General features: G+C 45.4%; 16 protein-coding genes and 3 tRNA genes. 13 read left to right on the top strand and 6 right to left on the bottom strand.

The features are described 5' to 3' along the window. Positions 1-24: 24 nt before the first annotated feature. Entirely contained in the window at positions 25-1,362 is a 1,338-nt protein-coding gene (locus tag FJQ87_RS11620; RefSeq protein WP_140932765.1) for an aspartate aminotransferase family protein, read from the bottom strand. 217 nt (positions 1,363-1,579) lie between these two features. Between FJQ87_RS11620 and FJQ87_RS11615 the strand changes: the two genes are divergently transcribed. Then, entirely contained in the window at positions 1,580-3,076 is a 1,497-nt protein-coding gene (locus tag FJQ87_RS11615; RefSeq protein ID WP_140932764.1) for an aldehyde dehydrogenase, read from the top strand. Between the two features lie 82 nt (positions 3,077-3,158). Here the strand turns inward: FJQ87_RS11615 and FJQ87_RS11610 are convergent, their stop codons facing one another. After that, positions 3,159-4,469: an FAD-binding oxidoreductase gene (locus FJQ87_RS11610; RefSeq protein ID WP_140932763.1), complete on the bottom strand. Its 1,311-nt coding sequence runs from the start codon at positions 4,467-4,469 to the stop codon at positions 3,159-3,161. Positions 4,470-4,681: 212 nt separating this feature from the next. On the opposite strand from FJQ87_RS11610, the gene FJQ87_RS11605 reads away from it, so the two are divergent. From FJQ87_RS11605 to FJQ87_RS11555, 11 genes are all read left to right on the top strand, one after another. Continuing rightward, positions 4,682-5,230 (top strand): cupin domain-containing protein, encoded by a 549-nt coding sequence (locus tag FJQ87_RS11605; protein WP_140932762.1) that lies wholly within the window; start codon positions 4,682-4,684, stop codon positions 5,228-5,230. A 410-nt stretch (positions 5,231-5,640) separates the two neighbouring features. Then, positions 5,641-6,411, top strand: a complete 771-nt coding sequence (locus FJQ87_RS11600) for a gamma-glutamyl-gamma-aminobutyrate hydrolase family protein (protein ID WP_140932761.1) — start codon at positions 5,641-5,643, stop codon at positions 6,409-6,411. Next, a complete protein-coding gene (locus FJQ87_RS11595) occupies positions 6,408-7,763 on the top strand; it encodes a glutamine synthetase family protein (RefSeq protein WP_140932760.1) in 1,356 nt (451 codons plus the stop codon). Before FJQ87_RS11600 ends, FJQ87_RS11595 begins: the two co-directional genes overlap by 4 nt. 319 nt (positions 7,764-8,082) lie before the next feature. Next, the gene (locus FJQ87_RS11590) at positions 8,083-9,183 is read left to right on the top strand and encodes a polyamine ABC transporter substrate-binding protein (protein WP_140932759.1); all 1,101 of its coding nucleotides are present in this window, start codon (positions 8,083-8,085) and stop codon (positions 9,181-9,183) included. 145 nt (positions 9,184-9,328) lie between these two features. Next, entirely contained in the window at positions 9,329-10,459 is a 1,131-nt protein-coding gene (potA, locus tag FJQ87_RS11585) for a polyamine ABC transporter ATP-binding protein (RefSeq protein ID WP_140932758.1), read from the top strand. Next, a complete protein-coding gene (locus FJQ87_RS11580) occupies positions 10,456-11,352 on the top strand; it encodes an ABC transporter permease subunit (protein ID WP_140932757.1) in 897 nt (298 codons plus the stop codon). The genes potA and FJQ87_RS11580 overlap by 4 nt, the downstream gene beginning before the upstream one ends. After that, on the top strand, positions 11,352-12,164 hold the full coding sequence (locus FJQ87_RS11575; protein WP_140932756.1) for an ABC transporter permease subunit: 813 nt from the start codon (positions 11,352-11,354) through the stop codon (positions 12,162-12,164). The genes FJQ87_RS11580 and FJQ87_RS11575 overlap by 1 nt, the downstream gene beginning before the upstream one ends. 198 nt (positions 12,165-12,362) lie before the next feature. After that, positions 12,363-13,649, top strand: a complete 1,287-nt coding sequence (locus FJQ87_RS11570; protein WP_140932755.1) for an FAD-binding oxidoreductase — start codon at positions 12,363-12,365, stop codon at positions 13,647-13,649. A gap of 26 nt (positions 13,650-13,675) precedes the next feature. Then, entirely contained in the window at positions 13,676-15,118 is a 1,443-nt protein-coding gene (gene gabD, locus FJQ87_RS11565; RefSeq protein WP_140932754.1) for an NADP-dependent succinate-semialdehyde dehydrogenase, read from the top strand. Between the two features lie 21 nt (positions 15,119-15,139). Further along, a complete protein-coding gene (gene gabT / locus FJQ87_RS11560; RefSeq protein ID WP_140932753.1) occupies positions 15,140-16,411 on the top strand; it encodes a 4-aminobutyrate--2-oxoglutarate transaminase in 1,272 nt (423 codons plus the stop codon). Between the two features lie 235 nt (positions 16,412-16,646). Beyond that, positions 16,647-17,216, top strand: coding sequence for a hypothetical protein (locus FJQ87_RS11555; RefSeq protein ID WP_168195183.1), 570 nt, complete (start codon positions 16,647-16,649; stop codon positions 17,214-17,216). A gap of 55 nt (positions 17,217-17,271) precedes the next feature. Here the strand turns inward: FJQ87_RS11555 and FJQ87_RS11550 are convergent, their stop codons facing one another. Then, positions 17,272-18,873: an ABC-F family ATPase gene (locus tag FJQ87_RS11550; protein ID WP_140932751.1), complete on the bottom strand. Its 1,602-nt coding sequence runs from the start codon at positions 18,871-18,873 to the stop codon at positions 17,272-17,274. Positions 18,874-19,110: 237 nt separating this feature from the next. On the opposite strand from FJQ87_RS11550, the gene FJQ87_RS11545 reads away from it, so the two are divergent. Beyond that, positions 19,111-19,680 (top strand): VF530 family DNA-binding protein, encoded by a 570-nt coding sequence (locus FJQ87_RS11545; RefSeq protein ID WP_140932750.1) that lies wholly within the window; start codon positions 19,111-19,113, stop codon positions 19,678-19,680. Positions 19,681-20,161: 481 nt separating this feature from the next. Here FJQ87_RS11545 and FJQ87_RS11540 read toward each other — a convergent pair. The 3 genes from FJQ87_RS11540 to FJQ87_RS11530 form a co-directional block, all read right to left on the bottom strand. Next, positions 20,162-20,238 (bottom strand) — tRNA-Met (locus FJQ87_RS11540). A gap of 38 nt (positions 20,239-20,276) precedes the next feature. Continuing rightward, positions 20,277-20,353: transfer RNA gene (locus FJQ87_RS11535), tRNA-Met, on the bottom strand. Between the two features lie 38 nt (positions 20,354-20,391). Then, positions 20,392-20,468 (bottom strand) — tRNA-Met (locus FJQ87_RS11530). Between the last annotated feature and the right edge of the window lie 33 nt (positions 20,469-20,501).

Below are 20,501 nucleotides of genomic sequence, written 5' to 3'. Positions count from 1 at the left end.
AATTCCCGAAAGCGTTGAAGTCAATTATTGCTGCGCACGAATAGCGTTCGCTAAGGTGTCTACCAGTTGATCAATTTGCGGTTTTTCAATAATCAGTGGTGGCGATAGCGCGATAATATCGCCAGTTGCGCGCACTAATGCGCCGTTATAAAAGCAATGCTCAAAAATGCCATAACCGCGTTTACCTATGCCGCTACTTGATGGCGCTAGTTGAATCCCTGCCACTAAGCCGGTGTTGCGAATATCAATCACATTAGGTAAGGATTTAAGACTATGGACAGCATCTTCAAAGTAGCTTGCTAAGGTTTCGGTGCGCTCAAACAATTGTTCATCACGATAAATATCTAAGGTGGCGAGCGCGGCTGCTGCGGCGACAGGGTGACCTGAATAGGTGTAGCCGTGGAAAAACTCAATCACATGTTCAGGCCCTTGCATGCAGACATCATGAATATGACTACTGGCTAACACGGCGCCCATAGGAATAGTGCCATTATTAATTGCCTTAGCTGTGGTTATCATATCTGGCGTGACTTGCCAGTAAGTACTGGCGAAATTACCACCGATACGGCCAAAGCCTGTGATCACTTCATCAAAAATCAATAAGATGCCATGCTTCTTAGTAATGTCCCTTAGGCGTTGTAAATAGCCCACAGGCGGTAAAATTACCCCAGCAGAGCCAGACATAGGCTCGACGATAACCGCGGCAATATTTTCAGCCCCATGCAGGGTCACTAACGCTTCGAGCGCATCAGCCTTGTCGGCGCCGTGCTGTGGTAAGCCGCGGCTAAACGCTTGATGAGTGATATCTAAGGTATGGGGAAGATGATCGACCCCAGTCAGAATTTGTGGGCTAAAACCTTTACGATTATTGCCTATGCCGCCCACTGAAATGCCACCAAAGCCAACCCCATGGTAGCCAAGTTCGCGGCCAATAAACTTAGTGCGCGTGGCTTGACCATTGGCTCTGTGATAACACAAGGCCATTTTTAACGCAGTATCAACGGATTCTGAACCTGAGTTGGTAAAAAAGACCTTATCTATGCCGGCTGGCGCCATACTGGCTAGGCGCTCAGCCAGTTCAAAAGCGAGCGGGTGACCCATTTGAAACGACGGCGCGTAATCTAAGGTACTGAGTTGGCGACTAACCGCTTCAGTAATTTGACGGCGACTGTGGCCCGCATTACAACACCATAAGCCTGCAGTCCCATCTAAAACCGAGCGTCCATGAATATCGCTATAAAACATACCTTCAGCTTGTGCTAACAGCCGAGGCTGTTGCTTAAATTGGCGATTGGCGGTAAACGGCATCCAATAATGACTGAGATTGTTTAGCGGCTTAGTGTGTTGCGATTCCACTGACATACACCCACCTGTAACTGTTGTTGAAATGTTAAATGCTGTTCAAAAAGCATGCTATGTCAAAAATATCGAACATGGAAGATCATTGTGTGATTTATTGGGCTATTTTGCAGTGTAATTGTAAAAAATATTGAATTTATGTGTCGGCAACGGCTACATTGGCTGCATGACTTGGTCTGCGCGGCGCAACCACACGACAACTATCACGACGAGGAATGACATGAGTACTCCGCTTACTATGCAAGATTGGCAAACAAAGGCGCAGCAGCTAGAAATCAATGGTCGCGCTTTCATTGATGGCAAATATCAGTGGGCAGCAGAAGGGCAAACCTTTGATTGTATTAGCCCCATTGATGGTCAGGTGTTAGCGAAAGTCGCTAGTTGTACCGACACTGATGCCAGGCATGCGGTGAGTAATTGTCGCCAAGCCTTTGAGTCCGGCGTATGGGCTAAGCAATCACCGGTTCGCCGCAAACAAGTGATGATCCGCTTTGCCCAGTTATTAGAGCAGCACGCACAGACCTTAGCCTTGCTCGAAACCTTAGACATGGGTAAACCTATTCGTGATTCATTAGCCGTTGATGTGGCAAGTGCGGCGCGGGCACTGCGCTGGTCAGGGGAGGCCATAGATAAAATCTATGATGAAATTGCGCCAACCGCAGATAACGAAATTGGCATGATTACTCGAGAGCCTATAGGTGTTGTCGTGGCTATTGTGCCGTGGAATTTTCCTTTGCTGATGGCCTGTTGGAAACTAGGCCCAGCCTTAGCAGCAGGCAATAGCGTGGTGCTCAAACCTTCTGAGAAATCGCCATTAACGGCAATCTATATGGCGCAACTTGCCATAGAAGCCGGCATTCCCGCAGGCGTTCTTAACGTGTTGCCAGGTTTTGGTCACACGGTAGGTAAAGCCTTGGCGCTGCATATGGATGTGGATACCTTGGTATTTACTGGCTCCACCAAGATTGCTAAGCAGCTGATGATTTATGCCGGCGAATCTAATATGAAGCGGGTGTGGTTAGAGGCTGGCGGCAAGAGCCCGCACATTATTTTTAATGATGCGCCGGATTTAAAAGCCGCCGCGGCGGCCGCAGCCTCAGCTATCGCTTTTAATCAGGGCGAAGTGTGTACCGCAGGTTCCCGTTTGCTGGTGGAATCTGGTGTACGTCATCAAGTGATTGAGCTCATTAAGGCTGAGTTTGCGGCGTGGCAACCCGGTCACCCGCTTGATCCTAACACCACGAGCGGCGCATTAGTTGATAAGCAGCACTTGCAATCGGTACTTAAGTTTATTGAGGTCGGTAAAGAAGAGGGCGCGAGTTTAGTTTGTGGCGGCGAGCAGCAATTGGCTGCAACTGGCGGCATGTATGTCGCGCCGACCTTATTTAGTGATGTGAGCAATAAGATGCGCATTGCGCAAGAGGAAATATTTGGACCAGTCTTATCTGTCATTAGTTTTGATGGCATGGAAGAAGCGATTGCTATCGCCAATGACTCAATTTATGGCCTTGCTGCGGGGGTGTGGACTGCCGATTTATCTAAAGCCCATAAAACCGCTAAACGCTTACGCACCGGCATGGTATGGATTAACCATTATGATGGCGGCGATATGACAGCGCCGTTTGGCGGCTATAAACAATCGGGAAATGGCCGTGATAAATCATTGCATGCTTTTGATAAATACACTGAAATCAAAGCCACTTGGATTGCCTTGTAACTTGCAAGCTTGATACCCACAAAAGAGCGAGTGCGCCTTATTATCGACTAAGCCAATCAACAGCCAGCAAGTCTGGCTGTTGTTATGACAGCTTATCCAGTAAACGATGATATAGCATACCTGCGGCAAGTAACGGTGAGCGCAGGGCAGGACCACCTGGGAACGTCATGTGTTTAATGCTATCAAAGATATCAAAGCGTTGTGCCTGCATAGTGAGTGCTTCAGCAATGAGCTTGGCGGCCATATGAGTGGCATTAACGCCGTGGCCCGCATAGGCCTGAGCAAAGTAAATATTATGAGTGTCGGGTAAGCGGCCAATTTGTGGTAAGCGGTTAGCCCCTATGCCTATCATACCGCCCCATTCATAATCGATTCTAAGGGGAGGTAACTGCGGAAATACTTTGCGTAAATTAGGTAGTAAGCTGGCGCTAATATCACTAGGATCTTTGCCTGAATAGGTGCAAAGCCCCCCAAAGATCAGGCGGTTATCTGACGATAAGCGGAAGTAATCTAAGGCGATACTCAAATCGGCAAAGGCCATGTTTTGCGGAATTATGTCTGCGCATTGGCTTGAGGTTAACGGCTCAGTTGCCATTAAATAACTGCCGGCTGGTAATATTTTACCGCCAATATACGGCTCAAGTTTATGGCCTATATAAGCGTTTCCTGCTAGCACCAAAAACTGACAAGTGACTTGTCCCTGCGCTGTGGTAACCACAGGTTTAGCTCCCTTAGTGATACTCAACGCGGCGCTGTGTTCATATAACTGCACGCCCAACTGTTTAGCAACAGCTGCCTCGCCTAGGGCAAGATTTAATGGGTGCAAATGACCACTGCCCATATCGCTCATAGCGCCTAGATAATGGCGGGACCCTATCACTTCATGGATGGCACTTTTATCATAAATCTTAAGTTTATGACGGTAGCCCATACGTTTAAGATCGTCATAATCTTCTTGAATGCCATCCATATGCTTAGGTTTAAGCGCGAGATCGCAATAGCCCAAACGTAAATCGCAATCAATATTGTGAGTCGTTATGCGCTCTTTAACAATATCGACAGCTTCAAAGCCCATACGGGTAATGGCATCAATTCCTTCGGAACCAATTTGAGAGCGAAACTGTTCAATATTATGGCCAATACCGCGGATAAGTTGCCCGCCATTACGCCCTGAGGCTCCCCAACCGATTTGGTGCGCTTCTAATAAGGCAACGCTAAATCCTTGTTGAGCCAATTCAATCGCAGTATTTATGCCGCTAAAGCCGCCGCCAACAATTGCGACATCTACCTCGATAGCTTCTTGTAATATCGGATAATTTTCGTGTTTATTAACTGTGGCAACATAAAGGGAAGCGGGATAATTATCAGAATGAACAGCGGTTTTGGTTAACATGAGAGCTCCGTAGCATAACTTGTAGCAAGCAATCCAACCTAAGTCTATTGGTGTAACAGTGCTGTTAAAAAATTAAGTGTTCGTTTTTTTTAACATGGATGTAGACTAGAATACAATCCAAATCTGTGTTTAGTTAATGTAAAGAAGCTTGGCATTGGCAGGCAGTACACTTAGGTTTGCGCTAAGCGCCATTGAAAGGGAGGAATAGACATTTGGATATTGGACATAATCTTAAGCTAGTTAGAAAGCTAACGGGTTTATCGCAGCGCGAGTTGGCTAAGCGCGCCGGGGTGACAAATAGCACTATTTCAATGATTGAAAAGAATAGTGTTAGCCCATCGGTCAGTTCGTTAAAAAAAGTATTAGCCGGCATTCCTATGTCATTAGTCGAATTCTTCTCAATTGAAGAAGCGCAAACGGCTGAACCTAAAGTGGTATATCGCCAACAAGAATTGTTAGATATTGGCCCTGGCCCGCTGGAATTTAAATTGATTGGCCGTGATTATCCAAATCGCGCTATGTCTATGATGTGGGAGACTTATCCACCAGGCGCTGATACGGGCGAAGAAATGCTTCAGCACCAAGGGGAAGAAGCCGCCTTAGTGATTGCTGGTAAGTTAGAGTTAACTGTTGGCGGTGAAGTGTTTATTATTAGTACAGGCGATAGTTACTATTTTAATAGCGAGTTATTGCATCGCTTTCGTAATCCCTTTGATGAGCCTTGTCAGTTAGTTAGCGCCACCACTCCTGCCAATTTCTAACATTGAGGCTATCAATAGCCTCAATGTTACTTCGCTGTTTTGCCACGCTTGCTTACATCCTTATGTGTATCATTTTCCCCAAGCCTGTAGGTTCTGCTACCAAGGTACCTCGCAGTTGTAGTTTAGTTGTAAATAATAAACATCATCAAAGCGCCTTAGCCCAAGCTTTGCCTCCCTATTTTGAATGACAAATTTATTACGGTAATTCAACTATTTAAGCCACGTTTCATTTTGTTAGTACATGCCATGCAAGCTGTTTTTATTTAAAAACAGTGAGTTAGCTTAAATTTGAAATTGCGAATTTAACCAACCATTAACTTCTTGCTTACCTAAAATTTTAGGTGTAGTGTTTAAAAAAACGCACACTTATTGTTGTTAGTGATCAACGAATTTAAGGATTATCGGTATTTATGTTTGAAAGAACGATCGCTTTTGTGGGAGTAACAGCATGCAATCAGCCATTAGGTTTGCAAGAGTTTGCGACCACAGGACATAAATATTTGCGCGGCATTATTGATGGAACAGAAGCTTGGCCAATCATAATTCCAAGTTTAGGGGCAGATATGCCCATGGTTGAATTACTCAATCTGGTTGATGGCTTACTGTTTACTGGCTCACCGTCTAACGTTGAGCCACATCATTATCAAGGAATTCCGAGCTCCCCAGGCACTTTGCACGACCCATTGCGTGATGCAACAACGTTGCCTTTCTTGAGATTAGCCATAGACATGGGGGTGCCGGTACTAGCTATTTGCCGTGGATTTCAGGAAATGAATGTGGCCTTTGGTGGCAGTTTGCATCAGAAAGTTCATGAAGTGAGTGGCTTACATGATCACCGTGAAGATAAAACCGCGCCTCTAGCGGTGCAATACGGTGTCGCCCATACAGTAACTTTGGAACCTGGAGGATTACTTTTTGAGAGTTTTGGCCGCTCCGAGGCAGAGGTTAATTCGGTCCATACTCAAGGGGTGGACAGATTAGGCCTAGGATTGCGGCCAGAAGCATACGCAGGTGATGGCTTAATCGAAGCCTTTACTGTCAATAATGCCCGTAACTTTGCTTTAGGGGTGCAATTTCACCCTGAATGGCAGATTGCCAATAATCCGTTTTACCAGGCGATTTTCAAGCAATTTAGCGCCGCCTGTAATGCCAGAGTTCAACAAAGGAATCAAATAAAATGAGTAAGTTAGAAACTTTTTTGAGAGAGAAAAAAATTACCGAAGTCGAATGTGTGATAAGCGACATGAGCGGTATTTGCCGTGGAAAAATTGCGCCGGTAGATAAGTTTTTAGATGAAAAGGGCATGCGTTTACCTGAAAGCGTGTTACTGCAAACCGTAACGGGCGATTATGTTGATGATGAAGATTATTACAGTCTGTTAAATCATGCTGATATCGATTTTATTTGTGTTCCTGATGAAGATGCGGTGTTTATGTTGCCGTGGACGCTTGAAGCCACAGCGCAAGTTATCCATGATACTTTCGATAAAATGGGTAATCCCATTGAGTTATCCCCGCGCAATGTGCTTAAAAAAGTATTGAAGCTCTATGAAGAAAAAGGCTGGGAGCCTGTCATCGCGCCTGAAATGGAATTTTATTTAACCATGCGCTCAATCGATCCTGATTTACCTTTGCAACCACCTATTGGCCGCAGCGGCCGCGCAGAATCTGGGCGTCAGTCTTATTCCATCGATGCGGCTAACGAATACGACCCACTATTTGAAGACATGTATGATTGGTGTGAAATTCAAGGGTTAGATATAGACACCTTAACCCATGAGGAAGGCACTGCGCAGATGGAAATTAACTTCCGTCATGGCAACCCCCTTAATCTTGCTGACCAAGTGTTTGTATTTAAACGCACCTTACGTGAAGCAGCTTTAAAGCATGATGTGTGCGTGACCTTTATGGCTAAACCTCTGACCGATGAGCCTGGTAGTGCCATGCATTTGCATCAGAGCATTATTGATAAAACCACGGGCAAAAATATCTTCACCCGTGAAGATGGCACTATGAGCCCTGAATTTTATAGCTACATAGGCGGCTTACAGCGTTGTATGCCTGAAATTGTGCCGTTATTAGCGCCTAATGTTAACTCTTTCCGCCGCTTTTTACCTGGAACGTCAGCGCCAATTAACTTGGAGTGGGGCGAAGAAAACCGCACTTGTGGTCTGCGAATTCCAGAGTCTTCACCACAAAATCGCCGCATTGAAAACCGTATTCCTGGGGCTGATGCCAACTGTTATCTGGCGTTTGCTGCCAGTTTATTGTGTGGTTATATCGGCATGGTGGAAGAGTTTAAACCGTCACCACCAGTGCAGGGCCGAGCCAATGAAAACCGTAATAGCGCCAGTATGGCGCTGCCATTAACCCTCGAAGAAGCGTTAGCTGTGATGGAGGAAAGTTCTTACTGCCGTAAATATTTAGGCGAAGATTTTACCAAGGGATTTATTGCGGTTAAACGCGCAGAACTCGAAAACTTTAGACGCGTGGTGAGTGCATGGGAGCGAAATTTCTTGTTATTAACTGTGTGATGCTTACCGATTGAGTTGTCGCTTGTGAAGCATAAACTTTGCAGGTAATAGATTGATTTCCCATCAAATTAACATCTTTGGTAGCGAAGTCGTAGGTAATTTGTTAATTTTGGTTGTGTGTAACATTCTTCATGTGCCAGTGGGGTAAGCATTCTTCGCTGGCAAGAATGATGGAGTACAACATTGCGACCTTGTGTCCGCTTAACTTATTGATTGCGAGCTTGTGGTGTTAGGCCAACCTAGTTTATTCGCTTGGGATAATCTCATTGGCATTAGCACTACTTTGTGGGGATCCCCCTGAATACGTAAAGGAGAAATCATGAAGCCCTTGATGAAAATAACATCGGTAGCGCTACTTATCACCGCTATGTTGGCAGGTACAACAGCGAAAGCCGAGGAAGTGGTCAGAATGTATAACTGGTCAGATTATATGGCCGAAGATACCTTAGCTAATTTTCAAAAAGAAACCGGTATTCGCGTGATATACGATGTGTTTGACAGTAATGAAGTGTTAGAAGCTAAGTTACTTTCAGGCCGTTCGGGTTATGACATAGTCGTGCCGTCTAATCATTTTTTGGCTAAGCAAATTACCGCGGGCGCTTTTATTCCTATCGATAAATCAGCATTGACTAACTATAAGAACTTAGATCCTAAGTTGATGAAGCTGTTAGAAAAATCTGATCCAGGCAATAAATTCGGTGTGCCATATTTATGGGGCACCAATGGCATAGGTTACAATGTCGACAAGGTCAAAGCGGCGTTAGGTGAAGATGCTCCGGTGGATTCATTAGCGTTAATTTTTGATCCTAAATACGCTTCAAAACTTGCAAGTTGCGGTGTGGTCATGCTTGATTCAGCAGATGATATTATCCCGCAAGCTTTAGGTTATCTCGGCCTAGATCCCAACAGTAATGATCCTGAAGACTTTAAAAAAGCCGGTGAAGTATTACAAAAAATCCGTCCCTATGTGACGTATTTCCATTCATCGCGCTATATCTCTGATTTGGCCAATGGCGATGTGTGTGTGGCTTATGGTTTCTCTGGCGATGTGTTCCAAGCCGCGGCGCGCGCTGATGAAGCGGGCACAGGTCAGAAAATTGCTTATACTATTCCTAAAGAAGGTGCCAACCTGTGGTTTGATATGTTGGCAATTCCGAGTGATGCCACCAATAAAGACAATGCGCTTAAGCTTATTAATTATTTATTACGTCCAGAAGTGATTGCCGGTGTGTCTAATTATGTGGCCTATGCCAATCCAACCCCTAGTAGTAATAACTTATTGAAACCAGAAATTCTTAACGATCCGCAAATATATCCCAACAAAGAACTCCAAGATAAACTCTATATTCAAGACGTGCGAAGCCTTAAAGCGCAACGCGCGATGACGCGAATTTGGAGCAATGTTAAATCAGGTAAGTAACTGTGTGTGGGCAGCCTTGCTGCCCACATCGTTAGGCAAACAGTTAAGTACTTAAGCACTTTGTTTGAAACCAACAGGTTTTTCACTGATTCATTTTACTGACCTTAGCAGCATTATTGCGATACTCAGTGTGCGGAGAATATAAATGGCAACTACTACAGACCAACCGACGAAACCTAAGGCGAATGCCGAGGTGTTACTAAAAATAGATCGGGTCAGTAAGTTATTCGATGATGTCAGGGCCGTTGACGATGTGTCCTTGACCATCAATAAACGTGAAATTTTCGCATTATTAGGCGGTTCAGGTTCAGGCAAGTCGACCTTATTACGCATGCTGGCAGGTTTTGAAAAACCCAGTGCTGGCCGCATCTATCTAGATGGTCAAGATATTACCGATTTACCTCCCTATGAGCGTCCTATCAATATGATGTTTCAGTCATATGCGTTATTTCCGCATATGACGGTGGCGCAAAACATTGCCTTTGGCCTCAAGCAAGATAAATTGCCACAAAAAGAAATTGATGAGCGGGTGTTAGAAATGCTCAAACTTGTGCATATGGAAAAATATGCCAAGCGTAAACCTAATCAGTTATCGGGCGGGCAGCGCCAGCGGGTGGCATTAGCGCGCTCTTTGGCAAAACGGCCCAAATTATTATTACTTGATGAACCTATGGGGGCGCTGGATAAAAAACTGCGCACCCAGATGCAATTGGAAGTGGTCGAAATTCTTGAGCGAGTGGGTGTGACCTGCGTGATGGTGACTCATGATCAAGAAGAAGCTATGACCATGGCAGAGCGCATCGCTGTGATGTCCGATGGTTGGATTGCCCAAATTGGCTCCCCTATGGATATCTATGAAAGTCCAAACAGTCGCATGATTGCTGAATTTATTGGTTCAGTGAATTTATTTGAAGGCGATATTAGTGTGGATGAGGTCGACCACGTAGTGATTGATTCGAGTCTGCTCAATTGCCAGTTTTATGTGGGTTATGGGGTATCCACTAGCGTTAATGACAAACACGTGTGGTTGGCTATTCGCCCAGAGAAAACCTTAATTACCCGTGAGCAGCCGCAAGGCCAATATAACTGGGCCAAAGGGGTGGTGCATGATATTGCCTATCTTGGCGGTATATCTGTGTTTTATATCAAGCTTGCTAATCGTCAAATCGTACAATGCAGTATGACTAACCGTGAGCGGCGCTCAGATAATCCCACTTGGGATGATGAGGTGTATATCAGCTGGGAGGACACCAGTGGCGTGGTGTTACGCTCATGAAGAAGTTATCTCGCTTTTTTAAAGGGCGTTATTTTACCTTAGGCTTGCCCTATGTGTGGTTGCTGCTCTTTTTTGCACTGCCATTTGCCATCGTTTTTAAAATCAGTTTATCGACGGCCGCCATTTCGATCCCGCCGTATGAACCCAGTTTTTATATTAATGATGATGTATTGCAGGTCGTACTGAACTTTAGTAATTACTTGCTGTTGCTCGACGATTCCATGTATTACATCTCGTATATTAACTCCTTAAAAATGGCGTCTATTGCCACCATTGGCTGCTTACTATTAGGTTACCCTATGGCCTATGCCATAGCGCGGGCGCCAGCAAAAATGCAAACCGTATTATTACTGCTGGTGATGCTACCTTCATGGACCTCGTTTCTTATCCGGGTTTATGCCTGGATGGGCTTATTGAGTAATACAGGTGTTATTAATAGTTTCTTATTGTGGCTTGGCGTGATTAACGAGCCGCTGCAAATTCTTAATACCAATATCGCCGTCTATATCGGCATTATTTATGCCTATTTACCCTTTATGATCTTGCCGCTGTACGCGACTTTAGTGAAGCTTGATATGAGTTTACTGGAGGCCGCGTCAGATCTTGGCTCGCGCTCAATTAATACCTTTTGGAAAATTACTTTGCCTTTATCCAAAGGTGGGGTGATAGCGGGTTCAATGTTGGTATTTATTCCCTCGGTCGGTGAGTTTGTTATTCCAGAATTATTAGGGGGTCCAGATTCCTTAATGATAGGTAAGGTGTTGTGGCAAGAATTCTTCAATAACCGTGACTGGCCAGTGGCGTCATCGCTCGCCATAGTGATGCTGTTACTCTTGATTATTCCTATCACCTTGTTCCATCGTTATCAGTCTAAATCCCTGGAGCAAAATTGATGAAAAAATTGAGCTTTTCTACCATTATGCTGGTACTGGGTTTGATATTTTTATACGCGCCCATGCTAATTCTTATCATCTACTCATTTAACGATTCTAAGCTAGTAACTGTGTGGGGCGGATTTTCAACTAAATGGTATTTCGAGTTATTTAAAGATAAGCAAATCTTGGATGCCGTATGGGTCAGTCTCCAAATTGCCTTCTATAGCGCTTCGATGGCAGTGATTATTGGCACTATGGCAGCGTTTGTGATGACTCGTTATCGTCGTTCTTGGACCAAATTAACCTTGTCCAATATGATAACTGCACCCTTGGTTATGCCTGAAGTCATTACGGGTTTGTCGCTAATGCTGCTATTTGTGCATATGGCCGATCTTATCGGTTGGCCGCTTGAGCGTGGACGCATGACTATTTGGCTTGCCCATTCGACCTTTTGCGCTGCTTATGTGGCGGTAGTGGTATCGTCGCGCTTACGTGAGCTGGATATGTCCATTGAAGAAGCGGCGATGGATTTAGGCGCCGGCCCCTTTAAGACCTTTATGCAAATTACTGTGCCCATGATAGCGCCAGCACTGACGGCGGGGTGGATGTTGTCCTTTAGCTTGTCATTGGATGACTTAGTGATTGCAAGTTTCACCTCTGGCCCTGGGGCGACGACTTTGCCTATGGTGGTGTTTTCGTCGGTGCGTCTTGGTGTTTCACCTAAAATCAATGCGTTAGCTACCTTGATTATTTTGGTGGTTGCGTTAATTGCCTTCATTTCTTGGTATATGGCGGTCAGAGCCGATAAAAAACTTAAAATGAACCCCTAAGTCTGCATATCAATGAATCAGTCCTAGAGTACGCTTATAGGCTCTTGGCTCGCTGTTTTGATAAACGCCTTAATGTTTAAGATATTTTACATTAAGGCGTTTTTTTTAGTGTGTAGGCTAGTTTTTAGCCTTTTTCAGGTGTAATGTGAACTCAGTGTTAAAAATAATATACATATAAAACTGGGGCACAGAGGTATCATGACAGCACTTGCACATACTTCATCTTATTACGCCGCGTCGGCTAATCCTGTGACATTACAACCAAGCTTAAGCGAAAGCATACAAGCGGATGTTTGCATTATTGGGGCGGGTTATACCGGATTATCGACGGCCATTCATTTACTCGAATCTGGCTTAAGCGTGGTGGTGCTAGAAGCTGCACGCATCGGCTTTGGTGCCTCAGGTCGAAATGGCGGTCAAATTGTGAATAGTTTTAGTCGCGATATTGATAGTTTCGAGCGCAGCTTAGGTAAAGATAAGGCACGTATTTTTGGACAAATGGCTTTTGAAGGCGGGCGGATTATCCGCCGCTTAGTCAAAGACTATCAAATTAATTGCTCACTTAAAGACGGCGGCGTGTTTGCCGCGTTAAACACTAAACAAATGCATCACTTAGAGCAGCAAAAAGCCTTGTGGGAACGTCATGGCCATGTGGGCTGGTTAGAGTTACTGGATAAAGATGCCATTACTAAAGTGGTGGCGACTGATGTTTATCAAGGCGGTTTACTTGATAAGTCGGGAGGGCATTTTCATCCATTAAACTTGGCTTTAGGGGAAGCGCAAGCCGTACTTAAGCTTGGCGGCCAGATTTATGAAGATTCGGCGGTACTTGATATTAAACAAGGTGACCCTGCCGTCGTTAACACTGCAAGTGGTCAGGTGACGGCAAAATTTGTGGTGGTGGCGGGTAACGCTTACTTAAGTAATTTACTGCCAGAGTTACAGGCTAAATCTATGCCGTGTGGCACACAGGTCATTACCACAGAACCTTTAGATAGTGATGTAGCTAAGCGCCTGTTACCCCAAGATTACTGCGTTGAAGATTGTAACTACCTGTTGGATTATTTTCGTTTATCAGCCGATAACCGCCTAATTTATGGTGGAGGGGTGGTGTATGGCGCGCGCGATCCCGCCAACATAGAAGCGATTATTCGGCCAAAAATGCTGAAAACCTTCCCTGAGTTAGCCAAGGTGAAAATTGATTATGCCTGGACAGGTAATTTTCTGTTGACCTTATCGCGTTTGCCGCAAATGGGCCGTATTGGCACCAATATTTACTATTCCCAAGGCTGCAGTGGTCATGGCATCACTTATACCCATTTAGCAGGAAAAATATTAAGTGAAGTTATCAATCAACATGCCAGCCGTTTTGATGCCTTCGCGCAACTTCCTCATTATCCATTCCCTGGTGGCCATGTACTGCGTGTACCGTTTTCGGCCATAGGGGCATGGTATTACAGCTTACGAGATAAATTAGGGGTGTAATTTACACCCAATATTTAGGAGTGAACATGAAGCTCAATCATCAAGCGTTATTTCATCAGCAGTGTTATATCAATGGCCAATGGCGTGACAGTGATACTGGCGCCACTATTACCGTGACTAACCCTGCCACCAACGAGGTGCTTGGCACTGTGCCTAATATGGGCCTGTGGGAAACTCGCGCCGCGATTGAATCGGCCAATGCGGCGCTGCCTGCATGGCGAGCTAAAACCGCGAAAGAGCGTAGCGCCATTTTACGGCGTTGGTTTGAGCTTATCATGGCTCATCAAGAAGATTTAGCGCAGCTAATGACGGCTGAGCAAGGCAAACCTTTGAGTGAAGCGCGCGGTGAAATTGCTTACGCCGCCTCTTTTATTGAATGGTTTAGTGAAGAAGCCAAGCGTATCTATGGTGATACTATCGCAGGCCATCAAGCTGATAAGCGCATTACTGTGATTAAGCAGCCTGTTGGGGTTACCGCGGCAATTACGCCGTGGAACTTTCCTGCCGCCATGATCACTCGTAAAGTCGGGCCCGCGCTCGCCGCCGGTTGCACCATGGTGATAAAGCCTGCGCACCAGACGCCATTTAGTGCCTTTGCCTTAGCGCAACTGGCTCACGAAGCTGGCGTACCTGCGGGGGTGGTGAGCGTATTAACTGGTGATGCTAGAGCCATAGGCGATGAACTCTGTGCTAATCCCTTGGTTCGTAAATTATCTTTTACTGGTTCAACCGGGGTGGGGATTAAGCTGATGGCGCAATGCGCGCCAACCATCAAAAAATTATCCCTTGAACTTGGGGGTAACGCGCCCTTTATCGTGTTTGACGATGCCGACCTCGATGCCGCGGTTGCTGGCGCCATGATTTCTAAATTTCGCAATGCTGGTCAAACCTGCGTGTGCGCCAATCGGATTTATGTGCAAGCTAAGGTTTATGATGCCTTTGCCACCAAACTTGCCAATGCGGTTGCTGAGCTAAAGCTTGGAAACGGCAAGGATGCTGGAGTCACCACAGGTCCATTAATTGATGATAACGCCGTTAAAAAAGTGCAGCAGCATTTGCAAGATGCCTTGGATAAAGGCGCAGGATTAGTTACCGGTGGCCATAGATTAGAAGGCACCTTCTTTGAGCCCACCATAATCACTGGGGTAACTCGCGATATGCTGGTAGCCAAAGAAGAAACCTTTGGCCCGTTAGCGCCATTATTTAAATTTGATGATGAAGCTGATGTGATTAACCAGGCCAATGACACCGAGTTTGGCTTAGCCGCGTATTTTTATAGTCGGGATATTAGCCGGGTTCAACGAGTGGCAGAGGCCTTAGAGTACGGCATGGTTGGCATTAATACCGGCTTAATTTCTACCGAAGTGGCGCCATTTGGCGGGATTAAATCATCCGGTCTTGGCCGCGAAGGTTCGAAATACGGTATTGAAGAATATCTTGAAATGAAATATCTATGCTTAGCTATCTAAGCCGCTTACAAGGAAAAAGTCATGACAACTAACAATGAATTAATGACAAGACGTCAAGCGGCCGTGGCCCGAGGTGTCGGCCAAATTCACCCTATCTATGTAGATAAAGCGCTTAATGCAAAAGTTTGGGATGTCGAAGGGCGTGAGTATCTGGACTTTGCTGGTGGCATAGCGGTACTTAATACCGGCCATTTACACGCTAAGGTTGTCGCCGCGGTTAAGGCTCAGCTGGATAACTTTTCGCATACCTGTTTTATGGTGCTGGGTTATGAGTCGTATATTGCGGTATGTGAAAAATTGAATAGTAAGGTCCCGGGAGATTTCCCTAAGAAATCGGCGCTATTTACCAGCGGCTCAGAAGCCGTGGAAAATGCCATCAAAGTCGCGCGCGCTTACACTAAGCGCGCGGGTGTGATTGCTTTTACCTCTGGCTATCATGGGCGCACTATGGCGACATTAGCGTTGACTGGCAAGGTGGCGCCTTACAGTAAGAGCATGGGGCTGATGCAAGCCAACGTGTTTCGGGCGCAATACCCTTGTGCGCTGCACGGGGTGAGTGATGCTGATGCATTGGCATCGATTGAGCGAATTTTTAAAAATGATGCTGAGCCAAGTGACATAGCCGCCATTATTCTTGAGCCAGTCCAAGGTGAGGGCGGTTTTTATGCGGCGTCCCCAAGCTTTATGCGCGCACTGCGAGACTTGTGTGATCGCGAAGGCATTATGTTAGTGGCCGATGAAGTGCAGACTGGCGCTGGACGTACTGGTACCTTTTTTGCGATGGAACAAATGGGCGTGGCCGCCGATATTACCACTTTTGCTAAATCGATTGCTGGCGGTTTTCCGTTAGCGGGTATTACCGGTAGACAAGAAGTCATGGATGCCATTGGCCCAGGTGGTCTTGGTGGCACTTATGGTGGCAATCCATTAGCCTGCGCTGCGGCCTTGGCTGTGATGGAAACCTTTGACGAGGAAGATTTACTGAGCCGCGCCAATGCGGTTGGTCAGCAAATCAAGCACAGCTTAAGCGCCCTAAAGCCCCAATATCCTATGATTGCCGATGTCCGCGGTTTAGGGGCTATGGTGGCGCTAGAACTGATTGAGCAAGGTCAGCCCAAGCCAGAATATTGCGCCAAAATCATCGCTAGCGCCCGCGCTAAAGGATTGATTTTGCTGTCATGTGGTACTTATGGCAACGTATTGCGTATTTTAGTGCCGTTAACGGTCAGCGATTGTGATTTACAGCGAGGCCTTGGGATTATTGCTGAGTGTTTTGCTGAGCTTAACGGCTGATAATTTTGGCTCATGCTTTTGTATTAAGCATGCTTAGCTGTATTTAGTCAGTAAGCTTGACGACCCAATCAGTTATAAACACCACAACCAGCTTCGGCTGGTTGTGGTGTTTTATGCGTATTGACTGACATCATGCTAATTAACTCGCGATTGCTGTTGAATTGGTTGTTGAGTTAAGTGTTGAATTTATGGTTACTATGAACTTTCAGTTCGTGCATTGTTGGAATATAAATACATGATTTCATTCTTAAGTTGGCAAGAGGTTCGGGCAGCGCTGGCATCTTCAGTCTCTTGCATGCAGACATATCCACAATTCGTCGCGATTAAATATCAGCTGCTGCATCCTGATGGCGAATTTCATTGTTATTTTGTGGCGCGCGGCAATGACGCCACGGTGATTAATTTACAGTTTTGTTCGGGGAGCTTGAGTGAGGTTTTGTGCGCAGAAGCGTTAATGAATCAATTCTGTGATGAATTATTGACTTGGTACCCAGAGCTTACCCAATTACGCTTTATTGATATTCGAAATGAGATTAGCGCTGATCTTGAAGATACCTTTAATCATGGCTTAAGCGAGGATAGTAAAGTAGTTCATTGGGATTGGCAGATATTAGAAACTGTGCCTGTCTATGACATTCTTAGGTCGCTGATGCCCATGTTTGAGCCAATGTCTATAATGCAAGGCGTTGAAAAGGTTACACCATTTACCTCATCGCCATTAAAGCCAACCGAGGCACTCAATAGTGCTGATTATAATCAAGTAGTGGCACTCATTACTCAATGTCAATCAGCGTCATTATTATGATTGGCGAGGTATGACTCGCCAATCATAGGTTTACTTAAGCCATTAACACTTAGGTTTAAACACAGGCAAGGGCTGCTTGGCTTGCCATATATTCGTCAAAGGTGCCTTGGAAGTTAATTAACTGCTTATCTTTGATATCGATAATGCGTGTCGCCAGTGATGATACGAATTCACGGTCATGGCTCACGAAAATTAAGGTGCCTTCAAAGACTTTCAACGCTTGGTTTAAGGCTTCGATAGCTTCCATGTCCATGTGGTTTGTTGGTTCATCCATGATGAGAACGTTAATGTCCATCATCATTAACTTGCCAAATAACAGACGGTTTTTCTCACCACCTGAACAGTTTTTGGCTTTCTTGTTAGCATCATCTTCAGTAAATAACAGACGACCTAACATGCCGCGCACCATTAAATCATTATGCTTAGGAGTGCGCCATTGGCTCATCCAGTCGAATAAACTCAAGTCATTATCAAAATCTAGGCTGCTATCTTGTGGGCAATAACCGATAGCGGCATTTTCCGACCACTTGATAATGCCAGCATTGTGAGTTAATTCGTTCATTAAACAGCGTAATAGGGTAGTTTTACCCACGCCGTTTTCACCTATGATGGCAAGTTTGGCACCGGCTTCTAGAATAAGATCGCCGCCAGTAAACAGCATTTCATTATCAAAACCATGACTAAGATCTTCCAGCACTAAGGCTTGGCGATGCATTTTCTTTGATTCATCAAAACGCAGTGATGGAGTCACGCGGCTAGACGATTTAACTTCATCCAGCTTAATTTTGTCCATGCGCTTAGCGCGCGAACTCGCTTGCTTAGCTTTAGAAGCATTAGCACCGAAACGGTTGACGAAGTCTTGTAATTCATCAATTTCAGCGCTCTTTTTGGCATTGCCCGCCAGTAATTGCTCACGCAATAAGCTTGATTGCGCTAAGAAATACTCGTAGTTACCCGGATAAATACGCAGCTCGCCGTAGTCGATATCAGCCATATGAGTACAAACAGAATTGAGGAAGTGGCGATCATGGGAAATGATGATCATGGTGCACTTACGCTTGTTCAGTTCTGCCGCTAACCATGAAATGGTGTGAATATCCAAGTTGTTAGTCGGTTCATCGAGTAACAAAATATCAGGATTAGCAAACAGGGCTTGAGCCAGCAGGACTCTCAGTTTCCAACCAGGAGCGACTTGCTGCATTAAACCAAAATGCAATTCTTCAGCAATACCTGCCTCAAGTAGGATTTCACCTGCACGTGATTCAGCGCTATAACCGTCCATTTCAGCAAAGCGTACTTCAAGTTCAGCCACTTCCATGCCATCTTCTTCGGTCATGTCGGCTTTAGCGTAAATGCGCTCACGCTCTTGTTTGACCTTCCATAACTCAGCATCGCCCATGATCACGGCATCAATCACAGAGTATTGTTCAAAGGCGAATTGATCTTGGCTCAAGGTACCGACTTTAAGCCCAGGTGTAACCGACACATTGCCTGAACTTGGAGCAAGTGCACCGCTAAGAATTTTCATGAAAGTGGATTTACCGCAACCATTGGCGCCGATTAAACCATAACGGTTGCCATGACCGAATTTGGCGGAAATGTTTTCAAAAAGCGGCTCAGCGCCGAACTGCATAGTAATGTTAGCGGTTGATATCAAGACAATATTCTCAGGTATAAGGCAGGTATGCGAAAGCGAACTTCCAGCGAAGACATGCAAGGTGGATAAATGCAAAGCGCAGAAGTATACAGAATCTGGGCGGATAATGTAAGCAGACAGGCATTTTGTGGCAAGCTTAAATGGGCAAGGAGCTTTAGTATTTGCTATGATACGCCATAATAACTGCGGTAACTCCTAATGAGTGACTGAGTTGATATTACTTTTTTGGACACTTTGATGATCGAACAACAACAAAACAATCCGCTGCACGGCCTCAAGTTAGAGGTATTATTGACTGAAGTGGTAGATTTTTATGGCTGGCCAATTCTCTACGCCGCGGTGAAACTGCAATGTTTTAAAGCCAACCCTAGCATTGAGAGTAGCGTTAAGTTTTTAAAGAAAACAGAATGGGCGCGTGAAAAGCTAGAAAATTTCTATCTATATCGCTTTAGACGTATGCCAAGACCGTCGGCTGCGCAATATGTGTTAAAGCCGCGTGAGCGTGGTTTTGTTGATGGCGTGATCCCAAAGCCAGCATTGCCATTAACCTTCGAGATGATTGCTGAGATGCAGGCTAAGGCTGAGGAAGATTATCAAGCTAATGGCCGCAACAAGGCCTACCCTGGTCGCGGTGCGAATCAATCTCATCGTTCAGGTGCGGGTGCGCCACGTTCGAATGCTCGAGGTGCAGACAGAAGTCGCTCGAGTAATGGTGATACTAAACGTTCTAGCCATAGCGACGATCGCCGTAGTAGCGATAACGTTAGCAGTGGTAGCAATGATAATAATCCTTGGGGTCGCAGCTAAGTATTAAATCATTAAAGAGCGCTTCATGCGTTACGTTTAAAAACCGCCAGAGGGCGGTTTTTTTATGGCGGTGATGATGGGATATCACGATTAATTCGATGTTACTGCAATGAGGTTAGTCCGCCGTTCTCGTTTGCCGGTTAATGAGAGTGTTACTGTGACGAGTAGGGGGCATCATCCAAATGCAAGGGCTAGGTTGATCGCGAGCTTGATTAACTCCAGGGGTAAAACATTTCGATGTCCTGCCCTTAATTCGGTTGAGCCGTTATCAAGAATTAAGCGCTAAGATGATGCTGATTAATATGCCAATGAATGAGATGAGTAAAAAGTGATTAAACTGCGATGGAAAATCATGGCAAAAGAGTAGGGGATAATTCAAAAAATGATTGTGACTAACGAGAGATATTCAGAAGGTAACATTGAGGGGTAAAAAATAGCAGATTAAGAGGGTATTAAGGTAAGTTTTACTTCAGTAAAGAAGTGGTTGCGGGAGCAGGATTTGAACCTACGACCTTCGGGTTATGAGCCCGACGAGCTACCATGCTGCTCCATCCCGCGTCCGATTGTATTATTAGTTTTGCTTCTTAATAAGGAAGTGGTTGCGGGAGCAGGATTTGAACCTACGACCTTCGGGTTATGAGCCCGACGAGCTACCATGCTGCTCCATCCCGCGTCCGATTGTATTATTAGTTTTGCTTCTTAATAAGGAAGTGGTTGCGGGAGCAGGATTTGAACCTACGACCTTCGGGTTATGAGCCCGACGAGCTACCATGCTGCTCCATCCCGCGTCCGATTGTATTATTAGCTTTGCTTCTTAATAA

The organism is Shewanella sp. SNU WT4, assembly GCF_006494715.1.
Lineage (GTDB): Bacteria > Pseudomonadota > Gammaproteobacteria > Enterobacterales > Shewanellaceae > Shewanella.
The sequence above is the reverse complement of the archived record's forward strand: the minus strand, read 5'-3'. Positions and strand labels throughout refer to the sequence as shown.

Coding starts and splice junctions, on each gene's coding strand:
- FJQ87_RS11620 (WP_140932765.1), bottom strand. CDS start 1,362: ATGTCAGTGGAATCGCAACACACTAAGCCGCTAAACAATCTCAGTCAT.
- FJQ87_RS11615 (WP_140932764.1), top strand. CDS start 1,580: ATGAGTACTCCGCTTACTATGCAAGATTGGCAAACAAAGGCGCAGCAG.
- FJQ87_RS11610 (WP_140932763.1), bottom strand. CDS start 4,469: ATGTTAACCAAAACCGCTGTTCATTCTGATAATTATCCCGCTTCCCTT.
- FJQ87_RS11600 (WP_140932761.1), top strand. CDS start 5,641: ATGTTTGAAAGAACGATCGCTTTTGTGGGAGTAACAGCATGCAATCAG.
- FJQ87_RS11595 (WP_140932760.1), top strand. CDS start 6,408: ATGAGTAAGTTAGAAACTTTTTTGAGAGAGAAAAAAATTACCGAAGTC.
- FJQ87_RS11590 (WP_140932759.1), top strand. CDS start 8,083: ATGAAGCCCTTGATGAAAATAACATCGGTAGCGCTACTTATCACCGCT.
- potA (WP_140932758.1), top strand. CDS start 9,329: ATGGCAACTACTACAGACCAACCGACGAAACCTAAGGCGAATGCCGAG.
- FJQ87_RS11580 (WP_140932757.1), top strand. CDS start 10,456: ATGAAGAAGTTATCTCGCTTTTTTAAAGGGCGTTATTTTACCTTAGGC.
- FJQ87_RS11575 (WP_140932756.1), top strand. CDS start 11,352: ATGAAAAAATTGAGCTTTTCTACCATTATGCTGGTACTGGGTTTGATA.
- FJQ87_RS11570 (WP_140932755.1), top strand. CDS start 12,363: ATGACAGCACTTGCACATACTTCATCTTATTACGCCGCGTCGGCTAAT.
- gabD (WP_140932754.1), top strand. CDS start 13,676: ATGAAGCTCAATCATCAAGCGTTATTTCATCAGCAGTGTTATATCAAT.
- gabT (WP_140932753.1), top strand. CDS start 15,140: ATGACAACTAACAATGAATTAATGACAAGACGTCAAGCGGCCGTGGCC.
- FJQ87_RS11555 (WP_168195183.1), top strand. CDS start 16,647: ATGATTTCATTCTTAAGTTGGCAAGAGGTTCGGGCAGCGCTGGCATCT.
- FJQ87_RS11545 (WP_140932750.1), top strand. CDS start 19,111: ATGATCGAACAACAACAAAACAATCCGCTGCACGGCCTCAAGTTAGAG.